A 25,881-nucleotide genomic window follows, 5' to 3' on the forward strand; every position below is an offset into this window, starting at 1 on the left:
AGTTAATTCACTGTTAATTTTCTAGTCAATGGTCTATACCTAATAGACACTAAATAAGGTTGTAATTATGTCATTATTCTCTTGGTTTAAAGAAGCTAATCATAAAGTGTATCGGAAGCCTCTAATTGGAAATGATAAACATCAATTAAATCAAGCTATGTGGCCAACGGCAAAAGTAAGAGACTCTTTATTAGAATCAAACAAACCAGCCATTTTAAAACCAAATAAAACATCAAATTTAACTTATTTTGACGTTCCGCAAATAGACCTGATCAACCGAAACTAGCCGGCAAAATCTCTAATAACCTCGAGTAAGAATTTTTTCAATTTTTTCGGCTGAATAGTGCATCTGAGTTTTGTTTAGCCAATAATTTGCGTTGTCGAGATCATTTAGCCGTAAGTACTCAAGTGAAATATTAAAATGAAAAGATGGCATGCTATACATTTTAGGTACCGCCTCTAACATTTCTATGTACTCTGTTGGAAGTTTTACGTCATGGTTTCTCAACAGTGTCCGCTTATTTAGCGGTTTAATTGCCATATGCTTAGTATTTTGTTGGCAAGTTTCAGCTAAAAATATACCGACCCCGGATTTAGCATAAGCCTGATTTAAAACTAGCTGTTGCTTTCCTAAGACTAGCGAAGCGTCGAGCATATGAAACCAAGGCAACTGCTTTACTTTGCTTATCGGCACTGAATATGAATATTCGTGCTGTTCTGTTAAGTGCTGCTCAATTACGGCAATGTTATAACCAATATCGAATGCTTCTTCATTGCACACTTTATGTTGTGACGATAATTCGTATTCATCAACAAAACCCAATAGGTGTGTCACTTCATGATTAAATACATTAATGTCGTCGTATCGGTCGATATATAGAATACCGTAATTCACATTTGCTCCACCTTTGGGAAGCATTACGCCGAGGTATGTGCTTTTTATTTCACTCGCATATTGCTGCCAAAAAGATTCATCACAGCTAATTGGCTGATTGGCATTACTTGTGCGGCTGCAGCTCTCACTATAACTTGGCAAATACCTTATTCGCTCAATACAAAGGTAGTCATTTAGCACTCCCTGTTTATATTGTTTAGCTAATGTTTCAAAGTGTTGTAACCCCTCAAAAGTGCCAGCAACCAACGTTATACTTAAAGGGCAGCTAGTAATCTTAGTGTTTTGGGGACTTGTTTGAAGAACATTGTACTTATCTAACAACTCAAGAAATTTTCGACTTTTTTCATGATGATTTAATTTGGGTACAAAGCGATTAAGTTCACTTAATTCACCGATTGCCATTAGCGATTTTATTTTGAGAATCGCTAATGGTTGACTCTTAGCTATTAGCACATCATCGATTAAAAAATTCGCCTCTTTATATTGTCCATTTTCATAGTAATAATTTGCTAAATACTGTGTTGCCAATAAGTGCTTGCTTTTCGCGGCTTGTTTAAGCAACTCAATGCCTAACTCTTTTTTACCCGAGGTTAGATAATATTCTCCTAATGAAAAAGAAACATCATGGTTTCCCTGTTCTACCAATCGATGAGCTATAGCTAGCCATGCAAGGCTGCCTCTTTCACTTTGTTCGAATTGATATAACTCAGCTGCTGGAAGTTGGTAGGCTAAAGCGTATGCTAGCGTAGCCTCCGAAACTTGATTAGTTTTGATTTGAGATTGGAAGTAGCCCGAAAATAAAAATGAGCTTGATGACAGCGTAATCATCAAGCTCAATAATATAAGTGCTCTTACTAGCATATAGCTCGTCGTATTTAGTAGCTATTGTTTTGGCGGATCAAATCTAACTCTAACTTGGCATAACGATGCTCAACAAACTCATATACATTAGTGCTTAATGCAAGTTTAAAAAAGTTAATTGCTACTTTTTCCTCACCTTTATATTGCGCATATTTACCTAAGTAAAAGTATGCTTCACATAACCTATCTGTTAGTGCTTTATTTGAATGTACATTTGCCGTTAATTGTTGAATAAACTGGCTTTGAGAAACTTCACCTAAATAAAGCTGGATGACTTGTTTGGCCCATACTTGCTCACTCACAAAACTAGAGCGTTCTTTCAATTTTTCTATTGCGACTTTATTGTCAACTTGCTGCTCCGCCAAATACAGCCATAATATTCGATAAGGATCATTGTTTTGTTTCGCTAAAAACACTTCAAAGTCATCAGCCGCTAATTGTGGTCTGCCGCCATAATATAAGGCAATCCCACGGTTTAAAAATGCATATTCATGTGCAGGGTTTAAGTCTATAGCTGAATCAAATTGATCATAAGCCTGATTAAATTCTTGCATTTGCGTGAAATGAATCCCTAGGAAGTTGTATGCATCAACTAAGTCAGGTTTCAAACGCAGTGCTCGATTAAAGTCCAGTCTAGCTAGGTTTCTCAACCCAACGCTGTCATATATTACCCCTCTATCGTAATAAAGTTGTGCTTTCTGCATATCGTTAATTTCAGCGCGTTGAATAACTTCTGTTAATCTTGCCAAAGCCACTTCACTTTTATAGCTAATAGGCATAGGTTCAGCTATTACTAGGTTACCTAAAGCTGAATTATTCGGTTGAGTTGTTGCGCAGCCTTGAATGATCAAAAAACAGGCAGCAAGGAAAATACTTGATAATTTTGTCACTTAGGAAAGTTCCTACGCTTGTCTAAAGAGATTGATTTACTTTTTCGAGTATATAAAAAAGGGAGCTTGATAGCTCCCTTTTTATTGTTTAAATAAGTGATTAATCTTGAGATTCTTCACTTTCTGAAGGAGCAGTTTCAGCTGATTCAGCTTTTTCTACCGCTTCTTTCATACTTAAACGAACACGACCTTGACGATCTACTTCTAGTACTTTAACCGTTACTTCCTGGCCTTCACTTAGAACATCAGTAACAGCGTTTACACGCTCTTCTGATATTTGTGAAATGTGAACTAAGCCATCTTTTCCAGGTAATACGTTAACAAATGCACCAAAATCTACGATACGTACAACTTTACCTTGGTAAATTGTGCCAACTTCGATTTCAGCCGTTAGTGCTTTAATGCGATTGATTGCATCTTCAGCTTGCTTACCATCTGTTGCAGCAATTTTAACAGTACCATCATCTTCAATTTCGATAGTTGTGCCTGTTTCTTCTGTAAGTTGACGGATTGTTGCGCCACCTTTACCAATAACGTCACGGATCTTATCAGAGTTGATCTTCATCGTATGAATACGAGGAGCAAAGTCAGAAATATCATCACGTGCCGTGCTAATTGCTTCATCCATAACACTTAGGATATGAATACGAGCCGCTTTAGCTTGGTTCAATGCAGTTTGCATAATATCTTGAGTGATACCTTCAATCTTGATATCCATTTGCAGTGCAGTAATACCTTCAGAAGTACCTGCTACTTTAAAGTCCATATCACCTAAGTGATCTTCATCACCTAAGATATCAGAAAGAACAACATGGCTGTCACCTTCCTTAACAAGACCCATAGCAATACCAGCAACAGATGCTTTAATTGGAACACCTGCATCCATCAATGCTAATGACGTACCACAAACTGAAGCCATCGAAGATGAACCGTTAGATTCTGTAATTTCCGATACAACACGTACAGCATACGGGAACTCTTCAGCTGTAGGCATAACAGCTAAAACACCGCGCTTCGCTAAACGACCATGACCAATTTCACGACGCTTTGGAGAACCAATAAAGCCAGTCTCACCTACTGAGTATGGAGGGAAGTTATAGTGAAGCATGAAGCTGTCAGTCTTCTCACCCAAAATAGTTTCAACACGCTGAGAATCACGCTGCGTACCTAAAGTCGCAGTTACTAACGCTTGAGTCTCACCACGAGTAAATACTGCGCTACCGTGCGTGCGCGGCAATACACCTGTCATTACGTCAAGTGCACGAACCATTTCTGGATCACGACCATCAATACGAGGGTGACCTTGAGTAATACGGCCACGTACTACAGTTTTTTCAAGATCGTGGAACAAATCTTTTGCTTCTTGAACGTTTAATTCAGCATCTTCGGCTAGTAACTTTTCTACTACTTCATTACGGATTTCGCCGACACGTTCATAACGCGCTGCTTTTTCAGTAATTTGGTAAGCATCATTTACTTGGCTTTCAGAAAGCTCAGCGATTTTAGCAATCAATTCTGCATTTTTAACTGGTGCTTCCCAGTTCCACGATGGTGTATTTACTTCAGCAGCAAATTCTTTAATCGCATTGATTGCAGTTTGAGACTGTTCGTGACCGTATACAACAGCGCCTAACATGACTTCTTCTGAAAGTACTTCAGCTTCAGATTCAACCATTAATACTGCAGAGTCAGTACCTGCAACAACTAAATCAAGTTGACTTGTTTCTAATTCTGACTGTAATGGGTTAAGTACATATTTATCTTCAGCGTAGCCAACACGAGCTGCGCCAATTGGGCCACTAAAAGGAACGCCAGCAATTGCTAGAGCAGCTGATGTACCAAGTAAAGAAATAATATCTGGTGCAATTTCTGGATTAGCAGAAACTACAGTAATAATAACTTGAACTTCGTTTGTAAATCCTTCCGGAAATAATGGACGAATTGGACGGTCAATTAATCGAGCCGTTAATGTTTCTTCTTCAGAAGGACGACCTTCACGTTTGAAGAAACCACCAGGTATTTTACCTGCTGCATATGTTTTCTCTTGATAGTTAACCGTTAAAGGGAAAAAGTCTTGACCTTCAACTGCTTCTTTCTTTGCAACAACTGTTACCAATACGCTGGTATCATCCATAGATGCCATTACAGCAGCTGAAGCTTGACGAGCTATAACACCCGTTTCTAACGTTACGGTATGTTGGCCGTATTCAAATGTTTTAGTTACCGGAGTAAACATTTATATTTTCCTTATTTAAGACACTAACTTACCTATTTAAGTTAGCTCTGTTTTCTTTCGTTTAATTTGCCCGCTAATTATAGCGGCAAGAATGGTATTTACTAGGGCGAATGCAAATTAAAACGCCAATGTCACAATTTATTACGACAATCTAATTTTTAAAGTCGAGATATTTGTATTAAATCATCGATGATCGTATAAATAATGCGTCTGTTACGAAAAAATCGCTTATGAAACGAATGAAGTTAGCAAAAAGTTTTATTACCTTGTGGTTTGCTTTTAGTGTGTTCAACAATGTCTATGCAATTGATGTGGTATACCCTGGTCACGAACGCGATGATTATTTCGTTTCAGTGTTACGTCACGCTTTATCTAATAAATACAATTCAGAAAATTATCATGTAAAGGCATATGGATTAGATATGCCTAAAGGCCGTGCCTTTGATCTTATGGCTAGCAACAAAGGTATGGATGTAATGTTTGGCGGCTCAACATTAGAGCGTGAAAGCAAATATATGCCGATACGTTTTCCATTACTTAAAGGATTAAATGGTTGGCGAATACCGCTAGTTAATAAAGATAATCAATCATTATTTGAAAACATTACTGATGTAGAAAAATTAAATACCGTTAGTGCTGGCCTATTTCATACGTGGTCTGACACCCGTATATTGCAAAGCAATAATCTCTTGGTTATTACAGGAAGTGATGCTGAAGGGCTTTACTATATGTTGCATAAAGACCGGTTTGATTACTTTCCACGTTCAGTATTAGAGGTGATATGGGATTATAAAGAACACGAACACCTGAACATCACCATCGATAAGCATGCATTAATCCACTACCCCACCGCATATTACTTTTATGTGAGAAATGGTAACTATAAGCTCGCACAGGCTATATCGAAAGGCTTGGAATTATCGTTCAAAGATGGCTCTTTAGAAAGCCTCTTTAATGAATTTTATGGCGACGTAGTTAGTAGAGTAAAAAATGAAAAACGGCATGTGATCAAGTTGCGAAATCCATTCTTGTCAAAAGAAACGCCGTTAGCACGTAAAGAACTATGGGTAGATTTAACTGCTCAATAATTAATATTCATGCACAAAAAAAGGCGCCTAGGCGCCTTTTTTCTTAGAAAAACTAGGATTAACGACGTAAGCCTAATTTACCGATTAATGCAGTGTAACGTGCAACGTCTTTACGCTTTAAGTAATCTAAAAGCTTACGACGTGAACTAACCATGCGTAATAAACCACGACGAGAGTGGTGATCATGGATGTGCGCTTTAAAGTGACCTTGTAAGTGGTTGATTTGAGTAGTTAATAAAGCTACTTGAACCTCTGGAGAACCAGTGTCACCTTCTTTTGTTGCATATTCAGCAACGATTGCTGCTTTTTGCTCTGCAGATAAAGACATAATAATTACCTTTTAAGTTTAGTGTTAAAAATCGCGTCAAGCCGAACACTAAATCAGCAAGACGTTCAAAAGAGCGCGTATTCTATACAGCCTACACACTCAATGCAAGTAATCTTACATTTGCTCTTGATGTTCTACGATTATACGCTTAGGCGCAACTAGTCCATCATCATTAATTTGGCCAACACCAAGAAACTCAGATTCTTCGCTAAACACCTGAACGAGTCCTGACAATGGTGCATTTGCTACCTGTACCGGATTGCCATGACGTAAATATATTACTGAACTATTATCTACTTCTACTTTAGGCATACCTTCCAACGCGGTTTCCATTGGCAGCAAAATTTCGTCCAAATACGTAGATGGTTGTATCTCTTCAGACTTTGCTTTTTGTAATAAGGCTTCAAGTTGCTCGATTGTTAACATCTTATCTCTTGGATAACTTCCCACGCTAACTCTTCGAAGCATTGAGACATGAGCACCACAACCAAGTAATTCACCTAAGTCATCGACAATTGTGCGAATATACGTACCTTTGGATACATGAAGTTCCATATCAACTTCGTCACCTTCGAAACGCAAAACATCTAAGCGAAATACTTCAATATCACGAGCCTCTCTAGGTACTTCAATACCTTCTCGCGCGTATTTATATAATGGCTGACCTTGATACTTTAATGCAGAATACATTGAGGGTATCTGCTGTGACTTGCCTCGAAACTTATCTACCGCTGCCAATAACTGGTCACTTGAAATCTCTACAGGCTTTTCACTTACCACATCGCCATCTGCATCACTGGTAGTTGTTCTAACGCCTAACTTTGCCGTCACAATGTAAGTTTTATCTGTATCCAATAAAAACTGTGAAAACTTCGTGCCCTCACCTAAGCAAATTGGCAACATTCCGGTGGCTAAAGGATCTAATGCCCCAGTATGACCTGCTTTTTGAGCGAAATAAATTCGTTTAACTTGCTGTAAAGCTTGGTTAGATGAGATCTCTAACGGTTTATCAAGTAATACAATGCCGTTGATTGGACGGCCTTTCCTTCTTCTAGCCATCGACTAACTGTCCTTATGGCCTTCATCAGTACTATTGTCACCCGCTTTGCGTTCATCTTCCGCAACAGCTTGATTAACTAAGTTTGTCATTCTAACGCCCTCGACGAGCGATTTGTCATAAACAAAACGCAATTCAGGCATGATGCGCGCCTTGATACGTTTGGCTAAGACACTTCGAATAAAACCAGCCGCTTCATTTAAAATAACAACGGACTCTTGTTCACTTTGACCTTCAAGGGTAAAGAAGGTAACGAAGACTTTGGCATAAGCTAGATCTCGTGTAACTTCTACAGCGTTAACCGTAACCATACCTAAGCGAGGATCTTTAACTTCGCGCTGTATAATAGTGGCTACTTCTTTTTGGATTTGCTGACCTACTCGGTCTGTTCGAGAAAAATCTCTGCTCATAGAAACTCCTATGACATTCAGCAATTGCTGAGATAAAAACGGGGGCTAAGCCCCCATTTAATAATAACTTAGCAAAAAGAACTTAAAGCGTTCTCTTCACCTCAACGGTTTCAAATACTTCGATTTGGTCACCCACTTTAACGTCATTATAGTTCTTAACACCAATACCACACTCAGTGCCGTTACGAACTTCTTGTACGTCATCTTTAAAGCGGCGTAGTGATTCAAGTTCACCTTCGTAAATTACAACGTTTTCACGAAGTACACGAATTGGCGCGCTACGCTTGATGTTACCTTCAGTAACCATACAACCTGCAATAGCACCAATTTTTGGAGACTTGAACACGTCACGTACTTCAGCAAGACCAATGATTTCTTGCTTAAACTCAGGAGCAAGTAAACCACTCATCGCTTGTTTAACTTCATCAATAAGCGCATAAATTACGCTGTAATAACGTAAATCTACACCTTCAGTTTCAATCACTTTACGCGCAGCTGCATCAGCACGAACGTTAAAACCAACAACAATCGCATTTGAAGCTGCAGCCAATGAAGCATCAGTCTCAGTAATACCACCAACACCAGAGCCGATGATTTTCACCTTAACTTCTTCTGTTGATAGTTTAACTAAAGAATCTGAAATTGCTTCTAATGAGCCTTGTACGTCAGACTTAAGTACCACGTTAACTTCAGAAATATCACCTTCAGCCATGTCAGAGAACATATTTTCAAGTTTAGCTTTCTGTTGACGCGCAAGTTTAACATCTCGGAATTTACCTTGACGATATAGTGCTACTTCACGTGCTTTCTTTTCATCTTTAACAACTGTGGCTTCATCACCTGATTGAGGAACACCAGAAAGACCTAAAATCTCTACTGGAATTGAAGGACCTGCAGATTGAATCTGACGACCCAATTCATCACGCATTGCTCGAACACGACCATATTCAAGACCACAAAGTACGATATCACCTTGGTTTAACGTACCCTCTTGAACAAGCACTGTCGCTACTGGGCCACGGCCTTTATCAAGTTTAGATTCAACAACAACACCGCTTGCCATTTTATCAACAACAGCGGTTAGCTCTAATACTTCTGATTGAAGTAGCACTGAATCTAATAAGTCATCGATACCTAAACCAGTCTTAGCTGATACGTGAACGAACTGAACATCACCACCCCAATCTTCTGGGATTACATCGTGCTGAGATAGCTCAGTTTTTACGCGATCTGGATCAGCAGTTTCTTTATCCATTTTGTTAACAGCAATGATAATTGGCGCATCAGCTGCTTTAGCATGTTGAATGGCTTCAATTGTTTGCGGCATCACACCATCGTCTGCTGCAACAACAATAATGACGATATCTGTCGCTTTAGCACCACGAGAACGCATAGACGTAAACGCCGCGTGACCAGGGGTATCTAGGAACGTTACCATGCCATGGCCAGTTTCTACGTGATATGCACCGATATGCTGTGTAATACCACCTGCTTCACCTGCAGCTACTTTTGCTTCACGGATATAATCAAGTAAAGATGTCTTACCATGGTCAACGTGACCCATAATAGTAACAACTGGCGCACGAGTAATTGCATCACCTGCGTCACCACGATCAGACAGTACAGCTTCTTCAAGTGCATTTTCTTTAACTAGCACAACCTCACGACCCATCTCTTCAGCTACTAAAGCAGCCGTTTCCTGATCGATTACTTGGTTAATGGTTGCCATTGCTCCCATTTTGAACATAACTTTTACTACTTCAGCACCTTTAACAGACATTTTATTTGCTAATTCTGCTACTGAAATTGTTTCACCAATACGAACTTCTTTATTCTTAATTTCAACAGGCTTTTGGAAGCCATGTTTCAAGCTTTGTGGTGCAGATAACGTTTTCTTCTTACCTTTACCTGTTCTTACTGGTTTATCTTGGACAGCCTTTTTCTTCTTACGGCGACGCCCAACACCTTCATCTTGAGCATCTACTTTGTCTTCAGCTTCCTGCGCATAAACAGAAGAAGTTACGTGAACAACATCGTTTTCATGTTTCTTACGCTCTTCTTCTTCTTTTTTCCAGCGAGCTTCATTTTCTTCAGCAAGTTTTTTCGCAGCTTCCGCTGCGGCTTTCGCTTCTGCTTCCGCTTTCTCAGCAGCTTCTTTCTCTGCAATTAAGCGAATTCGCTCTGCTTCATCAGCTTCAGCTTTTTCCTCAGGCGTCATTGCAGCTTTTGCCGCTTCAATTTCTTCCGCTTTTGCTTTTGCCGCTTCTTTTGCTTTAGCATCCGCTTCTGCTTTAGCCTTCGCTTTAGCTTCTGCATCTGCTTTTGCTTTAGCTTCTGCTTCTGCTTTAGCTTTTGCCGCTGCTTCTTCTGCTGCTTTAGCATCCGCTTCAGCTTGTAGACGCGCTTCTTCTTCAGCTTTTTCTTGCGCTTCTGCTAACTGCTGCTCTTCTAATTCGCTGCGTTTAACATAAGTACGCTTTTTACGTACTTCTACTTGAACTTGCTTAGCTTTTGAACCACTACCTACAGATAAGGTGGTTTTCTTCTTGCGGCTTAGCGTCATTTTACTTGGCTTAGCTTCAGAATCATCACCATGCTGCTTTCTTAAGTAAGAAAGCAAAGATTCTTTTTCTTGCTCTGTTACTATATCTGCTGCATTTTTTGTTACACCAGTCTCTGCAAATTGACTAATAAGGCGGTCTACCGGAGTGCCGACTTCATTGGCGAGTTCTTCAATCGTTACATCTGCCATCTATATTTATCTCCCGGCGTCTTATTCTTCGTTAAACCAACAGATGTTACGAGCAGCCATAATCAGCTCACCTGCTTTGGTTTCATCTAATTCTTCTATTTCAATTAAATCATCTACGCCTTGCTCAGCTAGATTTTCTAAAGTTGAAACACCTTTACTTGCTAACACAAACGCCAAGTGACGCTCTAATCCTTCAAGTGCCAATAAATCTTCAGCTGGCTCAGCGCCTTCTAATGACTCTTCACTTGCTAGTGCTTGTGTCGTTAACGCCGCTTTAGCTCTCTCGCGTAGCTCGTTAACTATTTCTTCGTTCATACCGTCAATTTCAAGTAACTCATTAACTGGTACGTAGGCAATTTCTTCTAATGAACCGAACCCTTCATCAACCAAAATAGTTGCAAAATCTTCATCGATATCAAGTTTCTCAGTGAATAAATTAAGTACCTTGTCATTTTCAGCTTGGTGCTTCTCATTCATGTCATCAACAGTCATTACATTAAGCTCCCAGCCTGTTAACTGGCTTGCTAAACGTATATTTTGACCATTACGGCCAATAGCCATTGCTAAGTTGCCTTCTTCAACCGCAATATCCATTGTGCCTTTATCTTCATCAACAATAATTGATGCAACTTCTGCAGGAGCCATTGCATTAATAACAAATTGTGCAGGGTTATCATCGAAAAGTACGATATCAACACGCTCTCCGCCAAGTTCACCTGATACTGCTTGCACACGTGAACCACGCATACCAACACAAGCTCCAACTGGGTCAATTCTCTTATCGTTTGATTTAACCGCGATTTTTGCACGAGAACCAGGATCGCGAGCTGCACCCTTGATTTCCAACATTTCTTCGCCAATTTCTGGCACTTCTACGCGGAAAAGTTCAATTAGCATCTCAGGCTTTGTACGGCTTACAAATAATTGTGCGCCTCGTGCTTCTGGTTTAATTGCATATAGTAAACCACGAATACGGTCACCCGGACGGAAAACTTCTCGTGGCAACATATCATCACGATAAACAATAGCTTCTGCGTTATTACCTAAATCAAGAATAACACTGTCGCGATTTGCTTTTTTAACAACGCCGGTAATAAGTTCACCAACTTGTTCTTGGTATGCATCAACAACTAAAGCACGCTCAGCTTCACGTACTTTCTGTACAATTACTTGTTTAGCTGTTTGTGTTGTAATGCGATCAAACTTAACCGATTCAATTTGCTCTTCTACATAATCACCAGTATTTAATTCTGGATCGTCATATTGAGCAGCAGCTAAGCTAATTTCAGCAAATGGATTTTCCATTTCCTGTTCATTGTCATCAATAATTAACCAACGGCGGAACGTATCGAATTCGCCAGTTTTGCGATCGATTGAAACACGTACTTCGATATCACCTTCATATTTCTTTTTCGTGGCAGTCTCTAGTGCTGTTTCCATCGCTTGGAAAATGCTCTCACGTGGCACCGCCTTTTCATTTGAAACGGCATCTACGACCAGTAAAACTTCCTTACTCATGTTCTATAGCCTTCTACTTATTCAATAATTAAAACTGTGGTACTAGGTTTGCTTTGTCGATATTGCCATGCGGCAATTCAAAAGTTTCTCCGTCAACCGTTACGATCAAAGCCTCACCTTCGATAGCATCAAGTTGGCCTTTAAACTTACGACGACCATTTAATGGCACACCTAGCTTAACTTCGACTACTTCACCAATTACGGCTTCAAAATGAGCCAAATCGAACAAAGGTCGGTCTAAACCTGGAGAAGAAACTTCTAAGTTATATTCGGTACTGATTGGATCTTCTACATCCAAAATAGCGCTAACTTGTCGGCTTACTTCTGCGCAATCATCAACGTTAATGCCGTTTTCATGATCAATAAACAAACGTAAAACTGAATGCTTACCAGCACTTAAAAATTCGATGCCTAGTAATTCTTTGCCAACCTGCTCCACAGAAGGTCGTAACATTTCAGTTAGTTTTTGTTCAAATTTTGCCAATCTCAGATTCTCCAGATATAAAAAAAGGGCATATAGCCCAGCGAATATTTGCTGTGTTTGTCTTAATTTCGACAAACAAAAAAGCCCCAACACAAGGGGCTTTTATTCACTGAGCCCTTTGTATTCATCAAATAAATTTGATGAAAAAGCCACATGACTAAAATAAACAAACCTGCTTATTTCTCAGTGCAGTCAAGCCGCTTCATTAGATGGGCCGAATTATATAGCCAGCCCATAAGATAAGCAAGCTTAAACTCAAGTAAATAACGATAATCAAGGAATTAACTACGCGCTTGATTGGTTTTATACGAAGTTAGTAGACAAACTGTCAAACATTTTTACATTTTCACACATTTTAGGGTAAAAGTTTATTATTGTTTACAATAGGTTAGAATTGCATCAGCTTTCATGTTATAAATAAAAAAGCGAACATTTTTTTACTTATTTGGGAAACGGTTTAAAACATGTATACATTCTCTCAATTGTTGGCGAGAAATACCGTATTAGGCATTGTTTTTATCATTGTTATAACAATGCTGTCCGTTGTTTTTTTATCTGGCCTAACTTCAGAAAAGCAAGCACAACACCAGCAAGCGCTAAGTGCTATTGCTAAACAGCTTGGTAATCATAAGGAGCTAGCAAATACACTTAGAAAAAATGCCAAGTATACAAAACTATCTATTAATACTTTTGATGGTGAGCGCGTTTATAGCTACACCAACCCTAAACTTGGCTTTGTATTCCCTACTACCCAACCTGCAGCTAAAAAAATATCTTTAAAGTCTGAAAATCTAACGATTGAATTTCAACTAGACGTTAGCGATGACTCATTCTTTGTCTTGAAGCTTATCTTAACTATTTCAGCCGTCATTATTGCGTTAATAGTAATTGCAACATCTATGAGCGTTAAAAATAATGCCCGCTTTATGTCGCTAGTAAGCAGTCAAATTAAAAAAGATTTAGAACTTGTTGCTCAAGACGAGACAAACGGAAAAGAAGACATTATCGAAATACCAGAATTAAAAGAAGGTATTAAGGAAATTAAGCAATTAATTGAAGGTCAAGTTGCGAGTTCCTCTGTATTAGAAAAAGAAGCCTATACGGACCATTTAACTCATCTTGATAATCGAAATCGATTTGTACAATTTTATGAATCGATCATGGAAAAAACTAGCTCAGTTAAATTCGGCGTCCTTGTTATAACACGGTGTAGTGAGTTACAAACAGTTAATCAAATTCACGGCTATAAAGAAGGCGATAGTTATATCAAAAATGTCGCAGACCTTATTCATGGTGCCGTTTCTTCATATCAATCAGGCAGACTTTTTAGGCTCAATAGCTCGGATTTCGCAACAATATTACCAAACGTCACGTTAAAAGAAGCAGAAAACTTCAGCAACGATTTAACTAACCGCTTTAATGAATATCAAAATGGTGCTGACTTAGACTCTGTTGCATACACCGGCATGGTTTATTTTGACCAAACAAAACCGCTTGGGGAGCTGTTAGCTTTAGCTGACACAGGTATAAGTATTGCGCAAACCCAACATACTAATGCTTGGTATGTGCAAAAAGATGCAGACGCACTGAAAAACAACGACTTTAATCAAGGTAATCAAAACTGGCGCCAGGAAATAGATAACGTTATTGAAAATCAACGAATTAGCCTGTTAATTCAGCCAATCCAACCGACGGCTAGAAATAGTAAAGTATACAATGAAATTCTAGCTCGATTTTTAAATTCGAGCGATGAAATGCTGCCAACGGCATCCTTTATCGCAATGGCTGAAAAACTCGATAAGATTGCCGCTGTTGATAAATTAATTATAGAAACGGCAATTAATGAAATTGTATCTAAAAACTTATTAGAGCAAAGCTTTGGTATTAATATTAGTGCCCGAACAATATCTGATGAACATTTTTTAATTTGGCTAGAACGCAAGTTGCTTAGAGAGCCCAATGTTGCGCCACGCATAATATTTGAAATTTCTGAGTATGGTCTTCAGCAAAACATAAAAACCAGCAAGCGCTTTATCGATATGGTGCACAGAGCAGGGTCTCGTATTACTGTTGAGCGATTTGGCGTTGGTTTAACGTCATTTAAATTCTTCCGTGATTTAAAACCTGACTTTATCAAAATGGACAGCACATATACTCGTGATATTGATGACGATAAAAACAATCAGTATTTTTTACGACTTATGGTCGACCTTGCTCACCGGTTAAGTATTAACGTATTAGCTGAAAGTGTCGAAAGCCAAGAAGAAAAACATACCTTGGAAAGGTTGTTTATCGATGGATGCCAAGGCTTTTACATTGGCAAACCCAAGCCCATTTAAGTTGCCCATAATTAAATAATTCAAAAAAAGCCCGCTATTATGCGGGCTTTTTACTACTCTGGCTTAATTTAATGACTATTGATGAGTTTTTCCAAAAAAAGTGTAAAACCTTACTATCCATAAGTTGTTAATTTCATTATAAACGAGGATAATATGACGAATTTATCTAAATTTTACTCGTTTTATGACTGAATATTTGCTGCTGCTTATCGGCACAGTATTAGTAAACAATTTTGTCTTAGTACAGTTTCTCGGCTTATGCCCCTTTATGGGGGTATCTTCGAAAACAGAAACGGCCATCGGTATGTCTTTTGCGACAACGTTCGTGATGACGCTTGCCTCAATGTTAAGCTACCTAGTTAATACTTATATTCTCGCGCCATTAGGTCTTGAATATTTAATGACCATGGCATTTATTCTTGTTATTGCAGTTGTTGTGCAATTTACTGAAATGGTCGTCCATAAAACAAGTGCGAATCTCTATCGCTTACTTGGTATATTTTTACCGCTAATCACAACAAATTGTGCAGTACTTGGTGTAGCGTTACTTAACATTTATGAGCAGCATAACTTCTTTGAGTCAATAGTTTATGGCTTTGGCGCTGCCGCTGGTTTCTCTTTAGTACTAATCATGTTTTCTGCCATGCGTGAAAAATTAGCAGACGCCGATGTACCAGGGCCATTTAAAGGCTCTGCAATTGCAATGATTACTGCAGGATTAATGTCTCTCGCCTTTATGGGTTTTACCGGTTTGGTGAAACTTTAATGACTACATTAATTGCTATTCTTGTATTAGGTCTAATTGCTGCTGCTTTTGGCGCATTATTAGGCTTTGCGTCAGTAAAATTTAAAGTAGAAGGCGACCCGTTAGTTGAACAGTTAGACGCTCTTCTTCCTCAGACGCAATGTGGGCAGTGTGGGTACCCAGGTTGTAAGCCTTACGCTGAAGCTGTCGCCAACGGCGAGTCAATCAACAAGTGTGCCCCCGGCGGCGAAGATACTATCAAAAAAATTGCCGATCTTATGGGGGTTGAACCAGAGCCATTAGATGCTACGCACGAACAAGATAATCGCCCTAAAGTAGCATTTATTATCGAAGAAGATTGTATTGGTTGTACAAAGTGTATTGCCGCCTGCCCTGTTGACGCAATTATTGGTGCCGGAAAACAGATGCATACGATAATAGCTGACGAATGCACTGGTTGCGACTTATGTGTGGCCCCATGCCCCGTTGACTGTATTGAAATGCGCCCCATTGAACAAACAACAAAAAACTGGCAGTGGGACTTAAACTCAATTCCTGTTGTAGAACTTGATTAGGTAAATAACGTGCAATCAATTATTAATCGTATCGAAAATAATCAGTTCTGGAAGTTTCATGGTGGTATTCACCCACCTGAGCAAAAATTCTTAACGACAAATAAGCCCATTCGCTCACTACATTTGCCTGAAATGCTGATTATTCCTATTCAACAGCATATCGGTGTTGCAGGTGATATCTGTGTAAATATTGGCGACCAAGTGCTAAAAGGAGAGGCACTAACAGCTCCTAGTTCACCGATGGCGGTCCCTGTGCATGCGCCAACTAGCGGGACAATAGAAAAAATTGCACTGCAAGTTATTGCGCACCCTTCAGGGTTAAGTGAACTTTGTATTTTTTTAAAGCCAGACCATAAAGATACTTGGCGAGAACGCAACATTTGCGCCGATTACAAAACCTTAGCGCGCAATGAAATAGTTCACAAAATTGCTGAAGCTGGCATTAGCGGTATGGGCGGTGCTGGCTTTCCTACACATATCAAAGTTGACAGTAAACCAAACATCGACTTTCTGATCATAAATGCTGCGGAATGCGAGCCCTATATTACAGCTGATGATTTGTTAATGCGTGAACATAGCGCGACTATTGTTCAAGGGGTAAATATCCTTAAGCATCTATTAATTCCTAGAATGGTATTAATTGGCATCGAAGATAACAAACCAGACGCTATAGCCTCACTCAAAAAGGCGACTGAGTCATACAACGATATACATATTTGTGTGTTACCAACCAAATACCCTACCGGTGGTGAAAAACAGTTAATTAGAGCGCTTACTGGTAAAGAAATTACTAGCGGCAGCCTACCAATCCATCAAGGTATAGTAATGCAAAATGTCGCTACTTGCTTTGCCATTGCTGAAGCCGTTATTCATGACACGCCTTTAATTAAACGAGTGGTTACGGTATCTGGACAAGGGCTAGAAAAGCCTCAAAATATTTGGGCTGCAATAGGCACACCAGTCAAAGATTTAGTAGCACTCAGTAAAAGCCTTCAGGCAGCGGACAAAAAAGCGATTATCATGGGTGGCCCGATGATGGGCTTTACACTTCCATCTGATCATGTCCCTATTGTAAAAACAACCAACTGTGTTTTGGTACCTAGTGAAAAAGAATTAGCGCTAGAGAATAAAGAAGTTGAATGCATACGCTGTGGTCAATGTGCCGATGTTTGTCCAAGCCGTTTACTTCCTCAAGAAATGCAGTGGTCTGCGAAAGCAAAAGATCATGCAAAACTAAAAGAACTTAACTTATTCGACTGTATAGACTGTGGCGCTTGTGCTTTTGTATGCCCAAGCCATATTCCTTTAGTGCAGTATTATCGTGTTGCAAAAGCGGAAATTCGCCAACAGGAACTACTCGACTTAAAAGCAGAAAAAGCCAAAGCACGTTTTGAAGCGAGAAAAGCTCGTTTAGAAAGAGAAAAGAAAGAGCGAATCGAAAAACAACGAAAAGCCTCTGAAGCAAGGCGTGCAGCAATGGAAGAAAAAAGTGGTGAAGGCTCCACGGCTAAATCAGCCGTAGCAGCTGCTTTAGCTCGCGTTAAAGCTAAGAAAGCTCAAGGTAAAGACGTAATTGAAGACCCTCGAGAAGCTGCACCAGAAAAAGATACTCAAAAGTCGCAAGTAGCCGCAGCTATAGCAAGAGCGAAGGCAAAGAAGGCAAAAGCACAGCAGAATGAACCGGTATCGCCTGAAGAAAATAGCGTTCATCCAGATGAACAAGTTGAAGCCGAAAAAAAATCGACAGATGCAGGAAAGTCCGCCAAGGTCGCCGCGGCTATAGCTAAGGCTAAGGCAAAAAAGGCAAATTCCACAAAAAGAGACGTTGAAACTTCTGAGACTAATAAGGCTGACGATTCAAAAAAATCAGCTAAAGTCTCAGCGGCAGTTGCCAAAGCGAAAGCGAAGAAGTTACAGAAAGAAATTGGCGCCGAAGAACAACAACCGACTCCGATACCTGAAGTTGATAAAAAAGCTAACGTCGCAGCAGCTGTTGCAAAAGCAAAGGCTAAGAAGCAACAGAAAGAAGTTGGCGACGACGAACAGCAACCTAGCTCTAAACCTGAAGTCGATAAAAAAGCTAAAGTTGCGGCAGCTGTTGCAAAAGCAAAGGCTAAAAAGACTGCAAGGAATGTTACCCAAGTTGCCGTAGAAAAAGAATCAATGGTAGAAGAGTTACAATCTGAAGAAACAACTATAGAAACAACAACAGAGATAATTGTAGAACCAGATGACAAAAAACAACGTATAGCTAACGCTATCGCTAAGGCGAAAGCGAAGAAACAACAAGCACAACCAATAGCAGACATGGCGAGTTCAAACGAAGAAGAGCTGCCTAAAGAAGACAACAAAGCAGTAGCGAAAAAAGCGCGTATAGCTGCAGCGGTAGCGAAAGCTAAAGCAAAGAAACAACAAGAGTCTAATTAACCTTATGGCATTCTGGATAGCAAGCTCTCCTCACAATCATATTCAAAGTCAAACCTCCGCATTGATGCGCTTGGTTATTCTCGCCACTATTCCTGGCATTATTGCTCAGTGGTATTTTTTTGGATGGGGCAATATCATTCATATTTCTCTTGCCGTTGTAACCGCCTTACTTAGCGAATTTTTAGTGCTTTCTTTAAGAAATAAGCCAATAAAAACAGAATTGTTTGACGGTAGTGCAATATTAACAGCGATACTGCTTGGTATTTGTATGCCTGCCATTGCCCCATGGTGGGTTACTGTTATAGGTGCAATCTTTGCCATTGTCATTGTCAAACAATTATACGGTGGATTAGGACATAACCCTTTTAATCCAGCAATGGCTGCTTATGTCATGTTACTTATTTCATTTCCGGTTGAAATGACTACGTGGCTACCGCCTTTGCAACTAGTCAGTATTGAATATACGTTTGCTGATACCTTATGGATGATTTTCACAGACAGTACTAGCTTAGGATACTCGGCCGAACAATTGCGTACGCACATTGACGGCTACACCATGGCAACGCCACTAGATACCTTAAAAACGTCAATAACCACCGGACTGACAGTTACAGAGTCAATCTCTTCTCCTGTTTTTGGTAACTACTTTGCTTTAGGTTGGGAATGGATCAATTTAGGCTTTTTAATTGGTGGACTATTCTTATTGGCTAAAGGTGCTATTCACTGGGCTGCACCGTTTAGTTTTCTTGCAAGCCTTTTTGTGTGTTCGTTGATTGCCCACCTTATTAGCCCAGATTTAAACCCTTCAACTATGTTTTATTGGATGTCGGGCGCAACAATGTTAGGGGCATTTTTCATCCTGACGGATCCGGTATCAGGCGCGACTAGCGTAAAAGGACGTTTGGTATTTGGTGCTTTAGCTGGTTTACTTGTTTTTGTAATTCGCAACTTTGGCGGTTACCCAGATGCTGTTGCCTTTGCTGTTTTACTTTGCAATATGGCTGCGCCATTAATTGATGTCTACACCAGACCTCGCACATTCGGCCATAATGTTGAGATGAAATAATGAGAATCGCAATAGAAAAGAATGCCAAGATACTCGCGTTATTTGCGATAGCATGTACAGCAGTAGTTGGTTTGACTTATGAGCTCACTAAAGGCCGCATTAAGCAACAAGAACAGCAAGAGCTTTTATCAACCCTACATGCAATTGTCCCTGATGATGCTCACGACAATGACATGTCAGCACACTGCATTAGCGTCAACGATCCTTTATTAGGCGCTAATGAAGAGCAAATAGCCTATCTAGCGACCAAAAACGAACAGCCTATTGCAGCAGCGATTACTACCATTGCGCCAGATGGGTACAATGGTAAAATCCACTTAATTGTTGCGGTTAATGTTGACGGTTCTATTAGCGGTGTTCGCACTCTTAAACACAAAGAGACACCTGGATTAGGTGATAAAATTGAACTAAGAAAATCAGATTGGATCAAAGACTTTTCTGGTAAAACGCTAGAGCAACTACTGAGTAATCGCTGGGCGGTAAAAAAAGATGGCGGTATGTTTGATCAATTTACTGGCGCGACTATCACTCCTCGAGCTGTAGTCAAGGCAGTTAAAAACACAGCCGCATACTTCAATAAGCACAAAACAACGCTATTTGAACAAACCAATATTTGTGGTGCCGACGAATGAAGCTAAATGAAGAATACAAAGAACTCGCTTGGCAAGGATTGTGGAAAAACAACCCAGGTCTTGTACAACTATTAGGACTTTGCCCTCTCCTTGCAGTTACTTCTACAGTGGCAAACGCTTTAGGACTTGGTTTAGCAACATTGCTAGTATTAGTATGTTCAAATGCAACCGTGTCAGCAATCAGACAGTGGGTACCAAAAGAAATTCGTATCCCTATTTTTGTACTAATTATCGCGGCATTTGTAACCTGTGTACAATTGTTGATGAATGCATACACTTACGGAATTTATCAATCACTCGGTATCTTCCTGCCTCTTATTGTAACCAATTGCGCCATTATTGGTCGCGCCGAAGCTTACGCCTCAAAAAACCCAATTAAGCAGGCATCTTTCGATGGACTCATGATGGGTATAGGTTTTGCTGCAGTATTAGTCGTGCTTGGTGCAATGCGTGAAGTTTTAGGACAAGGCACTTTATTTGACGGCGCCCATTTATTATTAGGTGAATGGGCTAAAACGCTTCGTATAGAAGTATTAACATTAGATAGTCAATTTTTACTTGCCATACTACCGCCAGGCGCTTTTATTGCTATGGGATTACTGATCGCAGTAAAAAATGCCATTGATGACCGTGCGGCAAAGCATCAACCCCAAGTAGAAGAACAAAGCATCGAACGTGTGCGTGTTAACTTTGAGTCATAAATAATTAGAATAATAGTAAAATGAATAAAGAAAAACGCTTAGAAATATTAACGCGCCTGCGTGATGATAACCCAAACCCGACAACGGAGTTAAACTTTTCCAATCCGTTTGAATTACTCATTGCGGTATTGCTTTCAGCACAAGCAACCGATGTCGGTGTAAATAAAGCAACAGGCCCACTATTTGCTGCAGCAAATACTCCGCAAGCTATTTTAGATTTGGGTTTAGATAAGCTAAAAGATTATATAAAAACTATTGGTCTATTTAACACTAAAGCTGAAAACACCATGAAGACCTGCCAAATGCTAGTCGATTTGCATGGTGGCAAAGTACCTGAAAGTCGCGAAGCGCTAGAAGCACTTCCAGGTGTAGGTAGAAAAACAGCAAACGTAGTACTTAATACCGCTTTCGGCTGGCCTACTATTGCCGTAGATACCCACATTGACCGCGTATCCAACCGCACTAAATTCGCTATGGGTAAAAACGTGGTAGAAGTAGAACAAAAACTTTTAAAAGTTGTCCCAAAAGAGTTTAAAGTCGATGTGCACCACTGGTTAATTCTACACGGCCGTTATGTATGTACCGCACGTAAACCGAAGTGCGGTGCCTGTATTATTGAAGATTTGTGTGAGTATAAAGATAAGACTGAATAGCCTTATCTTATCAATAAAGTTCCTATCAAGTATTATGTCCCTTTAATATTGCACGGAATCAAACTGTAGTGACAAACATTAACTGATGTTTGTTAGCCCTGTCGGTAGATGTTATTTATGTATCTAATACGCTTTAACTCTTAATTTTACTCAGGCAAGATACAAATAAGCCCTTAACTTTAAAACGACAATAAAAATTGCAAATAACACTTTCAACTATTCAAATAATTGAATTATTCTTCAGGTTTTGTGCTGTTGGACAACTTGGGTTGGCCATCTTTTATTTAGTAAAAAAATATCCTTCTCTGCCATTGTCTCAAATTGGGCTAATCATCTGTTTGATATCATATATTCTCTTAACGGCCCCCATTGAAAATCACCATTACGGCAGTTTCCGCAATATTTTATTATTAACCACCGATTTAACCCCATTAGCTGCTCTGTGGTTCACTTTAGACAAATTAGAGAAAAATTTTAAATTAATAGAACAACCCAAGTGGCTATTAATGCCACTTGCAATATGGCTAATCACCCTAGTTTACGTATTCTTTATTTTGAATGGTCGCAGTATATTGCATGACGTTAATCATGCTGTTGGTATTGTGTTGTTGGTTTGGACTATTTATCTCTGTTTATCTGAGTATATGGATGATCTAGACAATCGTCGTCGTAATACTCGACTGTTAATAACCGCATTTTGTTGCTTCTATATGGTAGGACTCGTTTCATTTGAATTCTTATATCAAAACATTCGAGATACTTCGACATTTGGTTTAGTAAACGCTTTTATTGTTTTTTTATTAGTATTTACCATTTTATCAAAGATGATATCAGCAAAAGCTCCCCAACCCTCCGCTATAGACATAGAGAGTACTTTGGATCCTCCCCTAGCACAAAATAGAACTAAGGAAACGATAGAATCTGCGCAACTCACTCAGTTACAAAAGTTAATGGATGACGGTATTTTATTACAACAAGCGCTGACCATTGGCAGGCTGTCAGAAATGTTAGATATGCCGCCACATCAACTTCGCCAATTGATTAATCAGCAACTTGGCTTTAGTAATTTCTCACACTATTTAAATACCTACCGTATCCCTTGGGTGTGTAAACAACTTCAAGATGGCTCCAAAAAGCACCTGCCGATACTCACTTTAGCGCTGGAAGCAGGCTACGGTTCAATTGCACCATTTAATCGTGCTTTTAAAGTGAAAACTGGGCAAACACCCAAAAAATATCGTGATCAGTTTTAAAAATGATCAGCATTTTTTATTTTTAATAAGACGTAATCGTAAAAAACACATCTAATAACTCCTTAATTAATTCAAGGAGTTGTTATGAAAAAAACACTATTCATTATATTCAGTTTTATATTACTTCCGCTGTTATATATAAGTTGGCCCGCATATCAGGGATTAGCTTATCGTGGCATGTTACCGATGATAGGCTTTAACTACATTGCTTGGCCAAGTGAACAACCCACATCAAATGAAGTATTAGACGACCGTTTCAATCAAACCGCTAATCAGGCTTTAACAGCACTAACGATACAACAACAAAACGTTGCAGCACCGGGCTATACCGCAGCGGTTGCCCGAAACGGCAAGCTACTTTGGTCAGGTAGTGTTGGTTGGGCGGACATTAGAAATAAAATAAAGATGACTACTGACACCCAACTAAGAATTGGTAGCACGTCAAAAGCAATGACAGCAACAGGTCTTGCGCGACTGGTTGATAGTGGCAAACTTAATTTAGATAGCCCTCTATCAGACTACTTTGATGTCGTTCCTAATCCGAATTGGACAAATATAACCGCCAGACAGCTTGCGTCCCATATGGCAGGTATTCCGCATTACGGTGATAACACCGAAAAGCTAGGCATGTTAGAAACGATAAGCGCTCAAACACACTTTCCAGACCCTCTTGATGCTATCGCATTGTTTGACGAAAGTGACATGCTATTTGCTCCGGGCGAAAAATTTAGTTATTCAAGTTTAGGCACAGTGCTACTCAGCACATTAATGCAAAGCAAAGCAAAAATGTCTTATCAAGCTTATATGCAGCAAGCGGTATTTGACCAGCTTGCTATGAACGCAACTTTCACGGAAACGCCAAACCAAACTAGTGATAAACTGGCTGCGTTTTACTGGCAAGACAAAACCCAACTAACACGATTAAAGCCTTGGTATGACATCGACTTGAGTCACCGCTTAGCTGGAGGTGGCTGGGTATCCACTTCAAAAGATTTAGTAAAACTAGGGCAAGGGTTTATGAATAATGATTTCATTTCTGAACAAACTCGTACCATGTTTTGGACTCCACAAAAAACGAACAATGGCGAAGTTAATCCTCAAAAATATGGTATTGGCTGGCGTATCAATGCTCTAAACCTAGGCGAAGGTTATCCACCATTAACCTTTATTCATCATGGTGGAGTCTCCGCTGGAGCACAAAGCTTTTTGATGATAATTCCTGAGTATCAATTGTCATTATCGGTTAATGCTAATATCAGAACCGACGTATTCTCCGACTTTGCTAGTGTCAGTTATGAGATAGCAAGGCTGTTCATTGATGAAATAGAAAAACAAAACCATCAAAGACAATGATTACTTAACGGGTTTATCAAACAAGCTGTTATACAAATTCGGAAAATGAAATACATAACGAAGAACTAAGGGTAGTAGTGAAGGTTTTCAATTACCTGCATTAGCCAAATTTATTAGAACAGCCGCTACATCTACCTTAATTATCTTTTGGCTGGCCTACAATAGCGGTGGACACGCACATAGACCGCGTATCCAACCGCACTAAATTCGCTATGGGTAAAAACGTGGTAGAAGTAGAACAAAAACTTTTAAAAGTTGTCCCGAAAGAATTTAAAGTTGATGTTCACCATTGGCTAATTCTTCATGGTCGCTACGTTTGTACCGCAAGAAAACCCAAGTGTGGTGCTTGTATTATTGAAGACTTGTGTGAGTTTAAGGATAAGACAGACTAGTTCAATTTTATATCGCATAAGGCACATTAACCTTCGTAAAAATATCAAAATAATTTACATCTTCATGTCAACCAAATTGCTAGATAAACGTTATATATGATAATAGTTATAGCTGTTATCTTTGATTTGAGGTTTAAATGAAGTTATATAACACAAGCGAGTTATTTGTATTATTTACTCTATTTTTTCTATTAACAGGATGTGGGGGCGGAAGCAGCAAGTCTGATAATTCTCCACCTTCTTTACCTGACCCTGAACCAATTGAAGTTACGCCAATAGTTAAGTCACAATCAACTTATTTGACGTTTGTGGATGAGGATATTATATATGCGGAAGGACTTAGCCACAATATCTCAAGCACAACACCTATTGCAACCCCTCTTAAATTAGATGTTTATTACCCTAGCAATGATTCGACTAATAGACCCGTTTTTATGTTTATTCATGGCGGAGGGTTTACTGGTGGTACAAAGACTAAGCCCGAAATTGTCGATATGGCTAGCTACTATGCTTCAAGAGGTTGGGTTTTTATTTCCGTGGATTATAGAACAACAGAGGAATTAATTACGATAGAAGACATGTCTCGAGAAGAGTTATTTACCTTTTATAATGGAATTGCCCCACAAGAGTGGATAGAGCATGCTCTACAAGGTGCAGAAACGGTAAAACAGTTCGAACAAAGCATTGCTATGTACATGGCACAAAGAGACTCAAAAGCAGCTCTTCGTTGGGTTGTAGCTAACTCAGAAACCTATGGTATCAACACGGATTTTATTACTGTTGGTGGAGCCTCAGCAGGTGCCATTACAACAATTGCATTAGGTATTTCAAACCAAGAGGATTTTAGAGATGAAATTTCTCTTGCCGACGATCCCACGCTTTCAACGACAAACTTAGAAGAGACCTATAACGTACAAAGCATGGTTTATTTTTGGGGTTCAAATTTAAAGTTAGATGTATTCGAAGCAGTTTATGGGTTATATCAATATGATAGTAACGACCCCGAACTATTTATGGCACATGGCGATCAGTATGACCCCGTTACGCCTTATGAAGAGGCTTTGGAGTTACAAGAAATATATGACTCCTTGGGAATATACAATAAACTTATTACTTTAGAAGGCGAAGGTCATGGTGCTTGGTCGGCAACGTTAGACGGCAAAGCCTTACCCGAAATGTCATTTGACTTTATTATTGATAGACAAAGTTTAACTGTTGAATAGTCA

Annotated in this window: 22 protein-coding genes and 1 pseudogene; 14 read left to right on the forward strand and 9 right to left on the reverse strand. The window is 39.4% G+C overall.

Annotated features, from left to right (window positions below; all coding sequences use genetic code 11):
* Nucleotides 1-67: 67 nt before the first annotated feature.
* The gene (locus tag HII17_RS14410; protein WP_169076047.1) at nt 68-286 is read left to right on the forward strand and encodes a hypothetical protein; all 219 of its coding nucleotides are present in this window, start codon (nt 68-70) and stop codon (nt 284-286) included.
* Nucleotides 287-298: 12 nt separating this feature from the next.
* On the opposite strand, the gene HII17_RS14415 is transcribed toward HII17_RS14410, so the two are convergent.
* The 3 genes from HII17_RS14415 to pnp all read right to left on the reverse strand — a co-directional run bounded on the left by HII17_RS14415 (nt 299) and on the right by pnp (nt 4,882).
* Nucleotides 299-1,756: a tetratricopeptide repeat protein gene (locus HII17_RS14415; RefSeq protein ID WP_169076048.1), complete on the reverse strand. Its 1,458-nt coding sequence runs from the start codon at nt 1,754-1,756 to the stop codon at nt 299-301.
* A 14-nt stretch (nt 1,757-1,770) separates the two neighbouring features.
* Nucleotides 1,771-2,646, reverse strand: a complete 876-nt coding sequence (nlpI, locus tag HII17_RS14420) for a lipoprotein NlpI (protein ID WP_169076049.1) — start codon at nt 2,644-2,646, stop codon at nt 1,771-1,773.
* Between the two features lie 100 nt (nt 2,647-2,746).
* Entirely contained in the window at nt 2,747-4,882 is a 2,136-nt protein-coding gene (gene pnp / locus HII17_RS14425) for a polyribonucleotide nucleotidyltransferase (RefSeq protein ID WP_169076050.1), read from the reverse strand.
* A gap of 239 nt (nt 4,883-5,121) precedes the next feature.
* Between pnp and HII17_RS14430 the strand changes: the two genes are divergently transcribed.
* Nucleotides 5,122-5,970, forward strand: a complete 849-nt coding sequence (locus HII17_RS14430) for a type 2 periplasmic-binding domain-containing protein (protein ID WP_169076051.1) — start codon at nt 5,122-5,124, stop codon at nt 5,968-5,970.
* Between the two features lie 58 nt (nt 5,971-6,028).
* Here HII17_RS14430 and rpsO read toward each other — a convergent pair whose 3' ends face one another.
* The 6 genes from rpsO to rimP form a co-directional block, all read right to left on the reverse strand.
* Nucleotides 6,029-6,298 carry a 30S ribosomal protein S15 gene (rpsO, locus tag HII17_RS14435; protein WP_169076052.1) on the reverse strand — a complete coding sequence of 90 codons (270 nt, stop codon included), beginning with the start codon at nt 6,296-6,298 and terminating at the stop codon, nt 6,029-6,031.
* A gap of 114 nt (nt 6,299-6,412) precedes the next feature.
* Nucleotides 6,413-7,357, reverse strand: coding sequence for a tRNA pseudouridine(55) synthase TruB (truB, locus tag HII17_RS14440; protein ID WP_169076053.1), 945 nt, complete (start codon nt 7,355-7,357; stop codon nt 6,413-6,415).
* 3 nt (nt 7,358-7,360) lie between these two features.
* Nucleotides 7,361-7,765 (reverse strand): 30S ribosome-binding factor RbfA, encoded by a 405-nt coding sequence (gene rbfA, locus HII17_RS14445; RefSeq protein WP_169076054.1) that lies wholly within the window; start codon nt 7,763-7,765, stop codon nt 7,361-7,363.
* 82 nt (nt 7,766-7,847) lie between these two features.
* Nucleotides 7,848-10,517: a translation initiation factor IF-2 gene (gene infB, locus HII17_RS14450; RefSeq protein WP_169076055.1), complete on the reverse strand. Its 2,670-nt coding sequence runs from the start codon at nt 10,515-10,517 to the stop codon at nt 7,848-7,850.
* Nucleotides 10,518-10,538: 21 nt separating this feature from the next.
* Nucleotides 10,539-12,035 (reverse strand): transcription termination factor NusA, encoded by a 1,497-nt coding sequence (gene nusA, locus HII17_RS14455; protein ID WP_169076056.1) that lies wholly within the window; start codon nt 12,033-12,035, stop codon nt 10,539-10,541.
* Between the two features lie 28 nt (nt 12,036-12,063).
* Nucleotides 12,064-12,519: a ribosome maturation factor RimP gene (gene rimP, locus HII17_RS14460; RefSeq protein WP_169076057.1), complete on the reverse strand. Its 456-nt coding sequence runs from the start codon at nt 12,517-12,519 to the stop codon at nt 12,064-12,066.
* A 464-nt stretch (nt 12,520-12,983) separates the two neighbouring features.
* Between rimP and HII17_RS14465 the strand changes: the two genes are divergently transcribed.
* The 12 genes and pseudogenes from HII17_RS14465 to HII17_RS14520 all read left to right on the forward strand — a co-directional run bounded on the left by HII17_RS14465 (nt 12,984) and on the right by HII17_RS14520 (nt 25,878).
* The gene (locus HII17_RS14465; protein ID WP_169076058.1) at nt 12,984-14,858 is read left to right on the forward strand and encodes an EAL domain-containing protein; all 1,875 of its coding nucleotides are present in this window, start codon (nt 12,984-12,986) and stop codon (nt 14,856-14,858) included.
* A 184-nt stretch (nt 14,859-15,042) separates the two neighbouring features.
* Complete coding sequence (gene rsxA / locus HII17_RS14470; protein WP_169076059.1) at nt 15,043-15,624, forward strand: electron transport complex subunit RsxA; 582 nt, start codon at nt 15,043-15,045, stop codon at nt 15,622-15,624.
* Complete coding sequence (gene rsxB, locus HII17_RS14475) at nt 15,624-16,178, forward strand: electron transport complex subunit RsxB (RefSeq protein WP_169076060.1); 555 nt, start codon at nt 15,624-15,626, stop codon at nt 16,176-16,178. Before rsxA ends, rsxB begins: the two co-directional genes overlap by 1 nt.
* A 9-nt stretch (nt 16,179-16,187) precedes the next feature.
* Nucleotides 16,188-18,605: an electron transport complex subunit RsxC gene (gene rsxC, locus HII17_RS14480; protein WP_169076061.1), complete on the forward strand. Its 2,418-nt coding sequence runs from the start codon at nt 16,188-16,190 to the stop codon at nt 18,603-18,605.
* A gap of 4 nt (nt 18,606-18,609) precedes the next feature.
* Entirely contained in the window at nt 18,610-19,671 is a 1,062-nt protein-coding gene (gene rsxD, locus HII17_RS14485) for an electron transport complex subunit RsxD (RefSeq protein ID WP_169076062.1), read from the forward strand.
* Entirely contained in the window at nt 19,671-20,303 is a 633-nt protein-coding gene (rsxG, locus tag HII17_RS14490) for an electron transport complex subunit RsxG (RefSeq protein ID WP_169076063.1), read from the forward strand. Before rsxD ends, rsxG begins: the two co-directional genes overlap by 1 nt.
* Nucleotides 20,300-21,004, forward strand: coding sequence for an electron transport complex subunit E (locus tag HII17_RS14495; protein WP_169076064.1), 705 nt, complete (start codon nt 20,300-20,302; stop codon nt 21,002-21,004). The genes rsxG and HII17_RS14495 overlap by 4 nt, the downstream gene beginning before the upstream one ends.
* Nucleotides 21,005-21,024: 20 nt before the next feature.
* Nucleotides 21,025-21,657 (forward strand): endonuclease III, encoded by a 633-nt coding sequence (nth, locus tag HII17_RS14500; protein ID WP_169076065.1) that lies wholly within the window; start codon nt 21,025-21,027, stop codon nt 21,655-21,657.
* Between the two features lie 338 nt (nt 21,658-21,995).
* A complete protein-coding gene (locus HII17_RS14505) occupies nt 21,996-22,910 on the forward strand; it encodes a helix-turn-helix domain-containing protein (RefSeq protein ID WP_169076066.1) in 915 nt (304 codons plus the stop codon).
* 84 nt (nt 22,911-22,994) lie between these two features.
* Complete coding sequence (locus tag HII17_RS14510) at nt 22,995-24,263, forward strand: serine hydrolase domain-containing protein (RefSeq protein WP_169076067.1); 1,269 nt, start codon at nt 22,995-22,997, stop codon at nt 24,261-24,263.
* Between the two features lie 143 nt (nt 24,264-24,406).
* A pseudogene (locus HII17_RS14515) lies at nt 24,407-24,655 on the forward strand (endonuclease III); the annotation flags it as partial.
* Nucleotides 24,656-24,792: 137 nt separating this feature from the next.
* Nucleotides 24,793-25,878: an alpha/beta hydrolase gene (locus HII17_RS14520; RefSeq protein ID WP_169076068.1), complete on the forward strand. Its 1,086-nt coding sequence runs from the start codon at nt 24,793-24,795 to the stop codon at nt 25,876-25,878.
* The last annotated feature ends 3 nt before the right edge of the window (nt 25,879-25,881 follow it).

Origin of the sequence: Thalassotalea algicola (genome assembly GCF_012932965.1) — a bacterium.
Taxonomy (GTDB): domain Bacteria; phylum Pseudomonadota; class Gammaproteobacteria; order Enterobacterales; family Alteromonadaceae; genus Thalassotalea_F; species Thalassotalea_F algicola.

What these genes read in the sequence shown, in the direction of transcription:
- HII17_RS14410 (WP_169076047.1), top strand. Translation starts at nt 68, where the DNA reads ATGTCATTATTCTCTTGGTTTAAAGAAGCTAATCATAAAGTGTATCGG.
- HII17_RS14415 (WP_169076048.1), bottom strand. Translation starts at nt 1,756, where the DNA reads ATGCTAGTAAGAGCACTTATATTATTGAGCTTGATGATTACGCTGTCA.
- pnp (WP_169076050.1), bottom strand. Translation starts at nt 4,882, where the DNA reads ATGTTTACTCCGGTAACTAAAACATTTGAATACGGCCAACATACCGTA.
- HII17_RS14430 (WP_169076051.1), top strand. Translation starts at nt 5,122, where the DNA reads ATGAAGTTAGCAAAAAGTTTTATTACCTTGTGGTTTGCTTTTAGTGTG.
- rpsO (WP_169076052.1), bottom strand. Translation starts at nt 6,298, where the DNA reads ATGTCTTTATCTGCAGAGCAAAAAGCAGCAATCGTTGCTGAATATGCA.
- truB (WP_169076053.1), bottom strand. Translation starts at nt 7,357, where the DNA reads ATGGCTAGAAGAAGGAAAGGCCGTCCAATCAACGGCATTGTATTACTT.
- rbfA (WP_169076054.1), bottom strand. Translation starts at nt 7,765, where the DNA reads ATGAGCAGAGATTTTTCTCGAACAGACCGAGTAGGTCAGCAAATCCAA.
- infB (WP_169076055.1), bottom strand. Translation starts at nt 10,517, where the DNA reads ATGGCAGATGTAACGATTGAAGAACTCGCCAATGAAGTCGGCACTCCG.
- nusA (WP_169076056.1), bottom strand. Translation starts at nt 12,035, where the DNA reads ATGAGTAAGGAAGTTTTACTGGTCGTAGATGCCGTTTCAAATGAAAAG.
- HII17_RS14465 (WP_169076058.1), top strand. Translation starts at nt 12,984, where the DNA reads ATGTATACATTCTCTCAATTGTTGGCGAGAAATACCGTATTAGGCATT.
- rsxA (WP_169076059.1), top strand. Translation starts at nt 15,043, where the DNA reads ATGACTGAATATTTGCTGCTGCTTATCGGCACAGTATTAGTAAACAAT.
- rsxB (WP_169076060.1), top strand. Translation starts at nt 15,624, where the DNA reads ATGACTACATTAATTGCTATTCTTGTATTAGGTCTAATTGCTGCTGCT.
- rsxD (WP_169076062.1), top strand. Translation starts at nt 18,610, where the DNA reads ATGGCATTCTGGATAGCAAGCTCTCCTCACAATCATATTCAAAGTCAA.
- rsxG (WP_169076063.1), top strand. Translation starts at nt 19,671, where the DNA reads ATGAGAATCGCAATAGAAAAGAATGCCAAGATACTCGCGTTATTTGCG.
- HII17_RS14495 (WP_169076064.1), top strand. Translation starts at nt 20,300, where the DNA reads ATGAAGCTAAATGAAGAATACAAAGAACTCGCTTGGCAAGGATTGTGG.
- nth (WP_169076065.1), top strand. Translation starts at nt 21,025, where the DNA reads ATGAATAAAGAAAAACGCTTAGAAATATTAACGCGCCTGCGTGATGAT.
- HII17_RS14510 (WP_169076067.1), top strand. Translation starts at nt 22,995, where the DNA reads ATGAAAAAAACACTATTCATTATATTCAGTTTTATATTACTTCCGCTG.
- HII17_RS14520 (WP_169076068.1), top strand. Translation starts at nt 24,793, where the DNA reads ATGAAGTTATATAACACAAGCGAGTTATTTGTATTATTTACTCTATTT.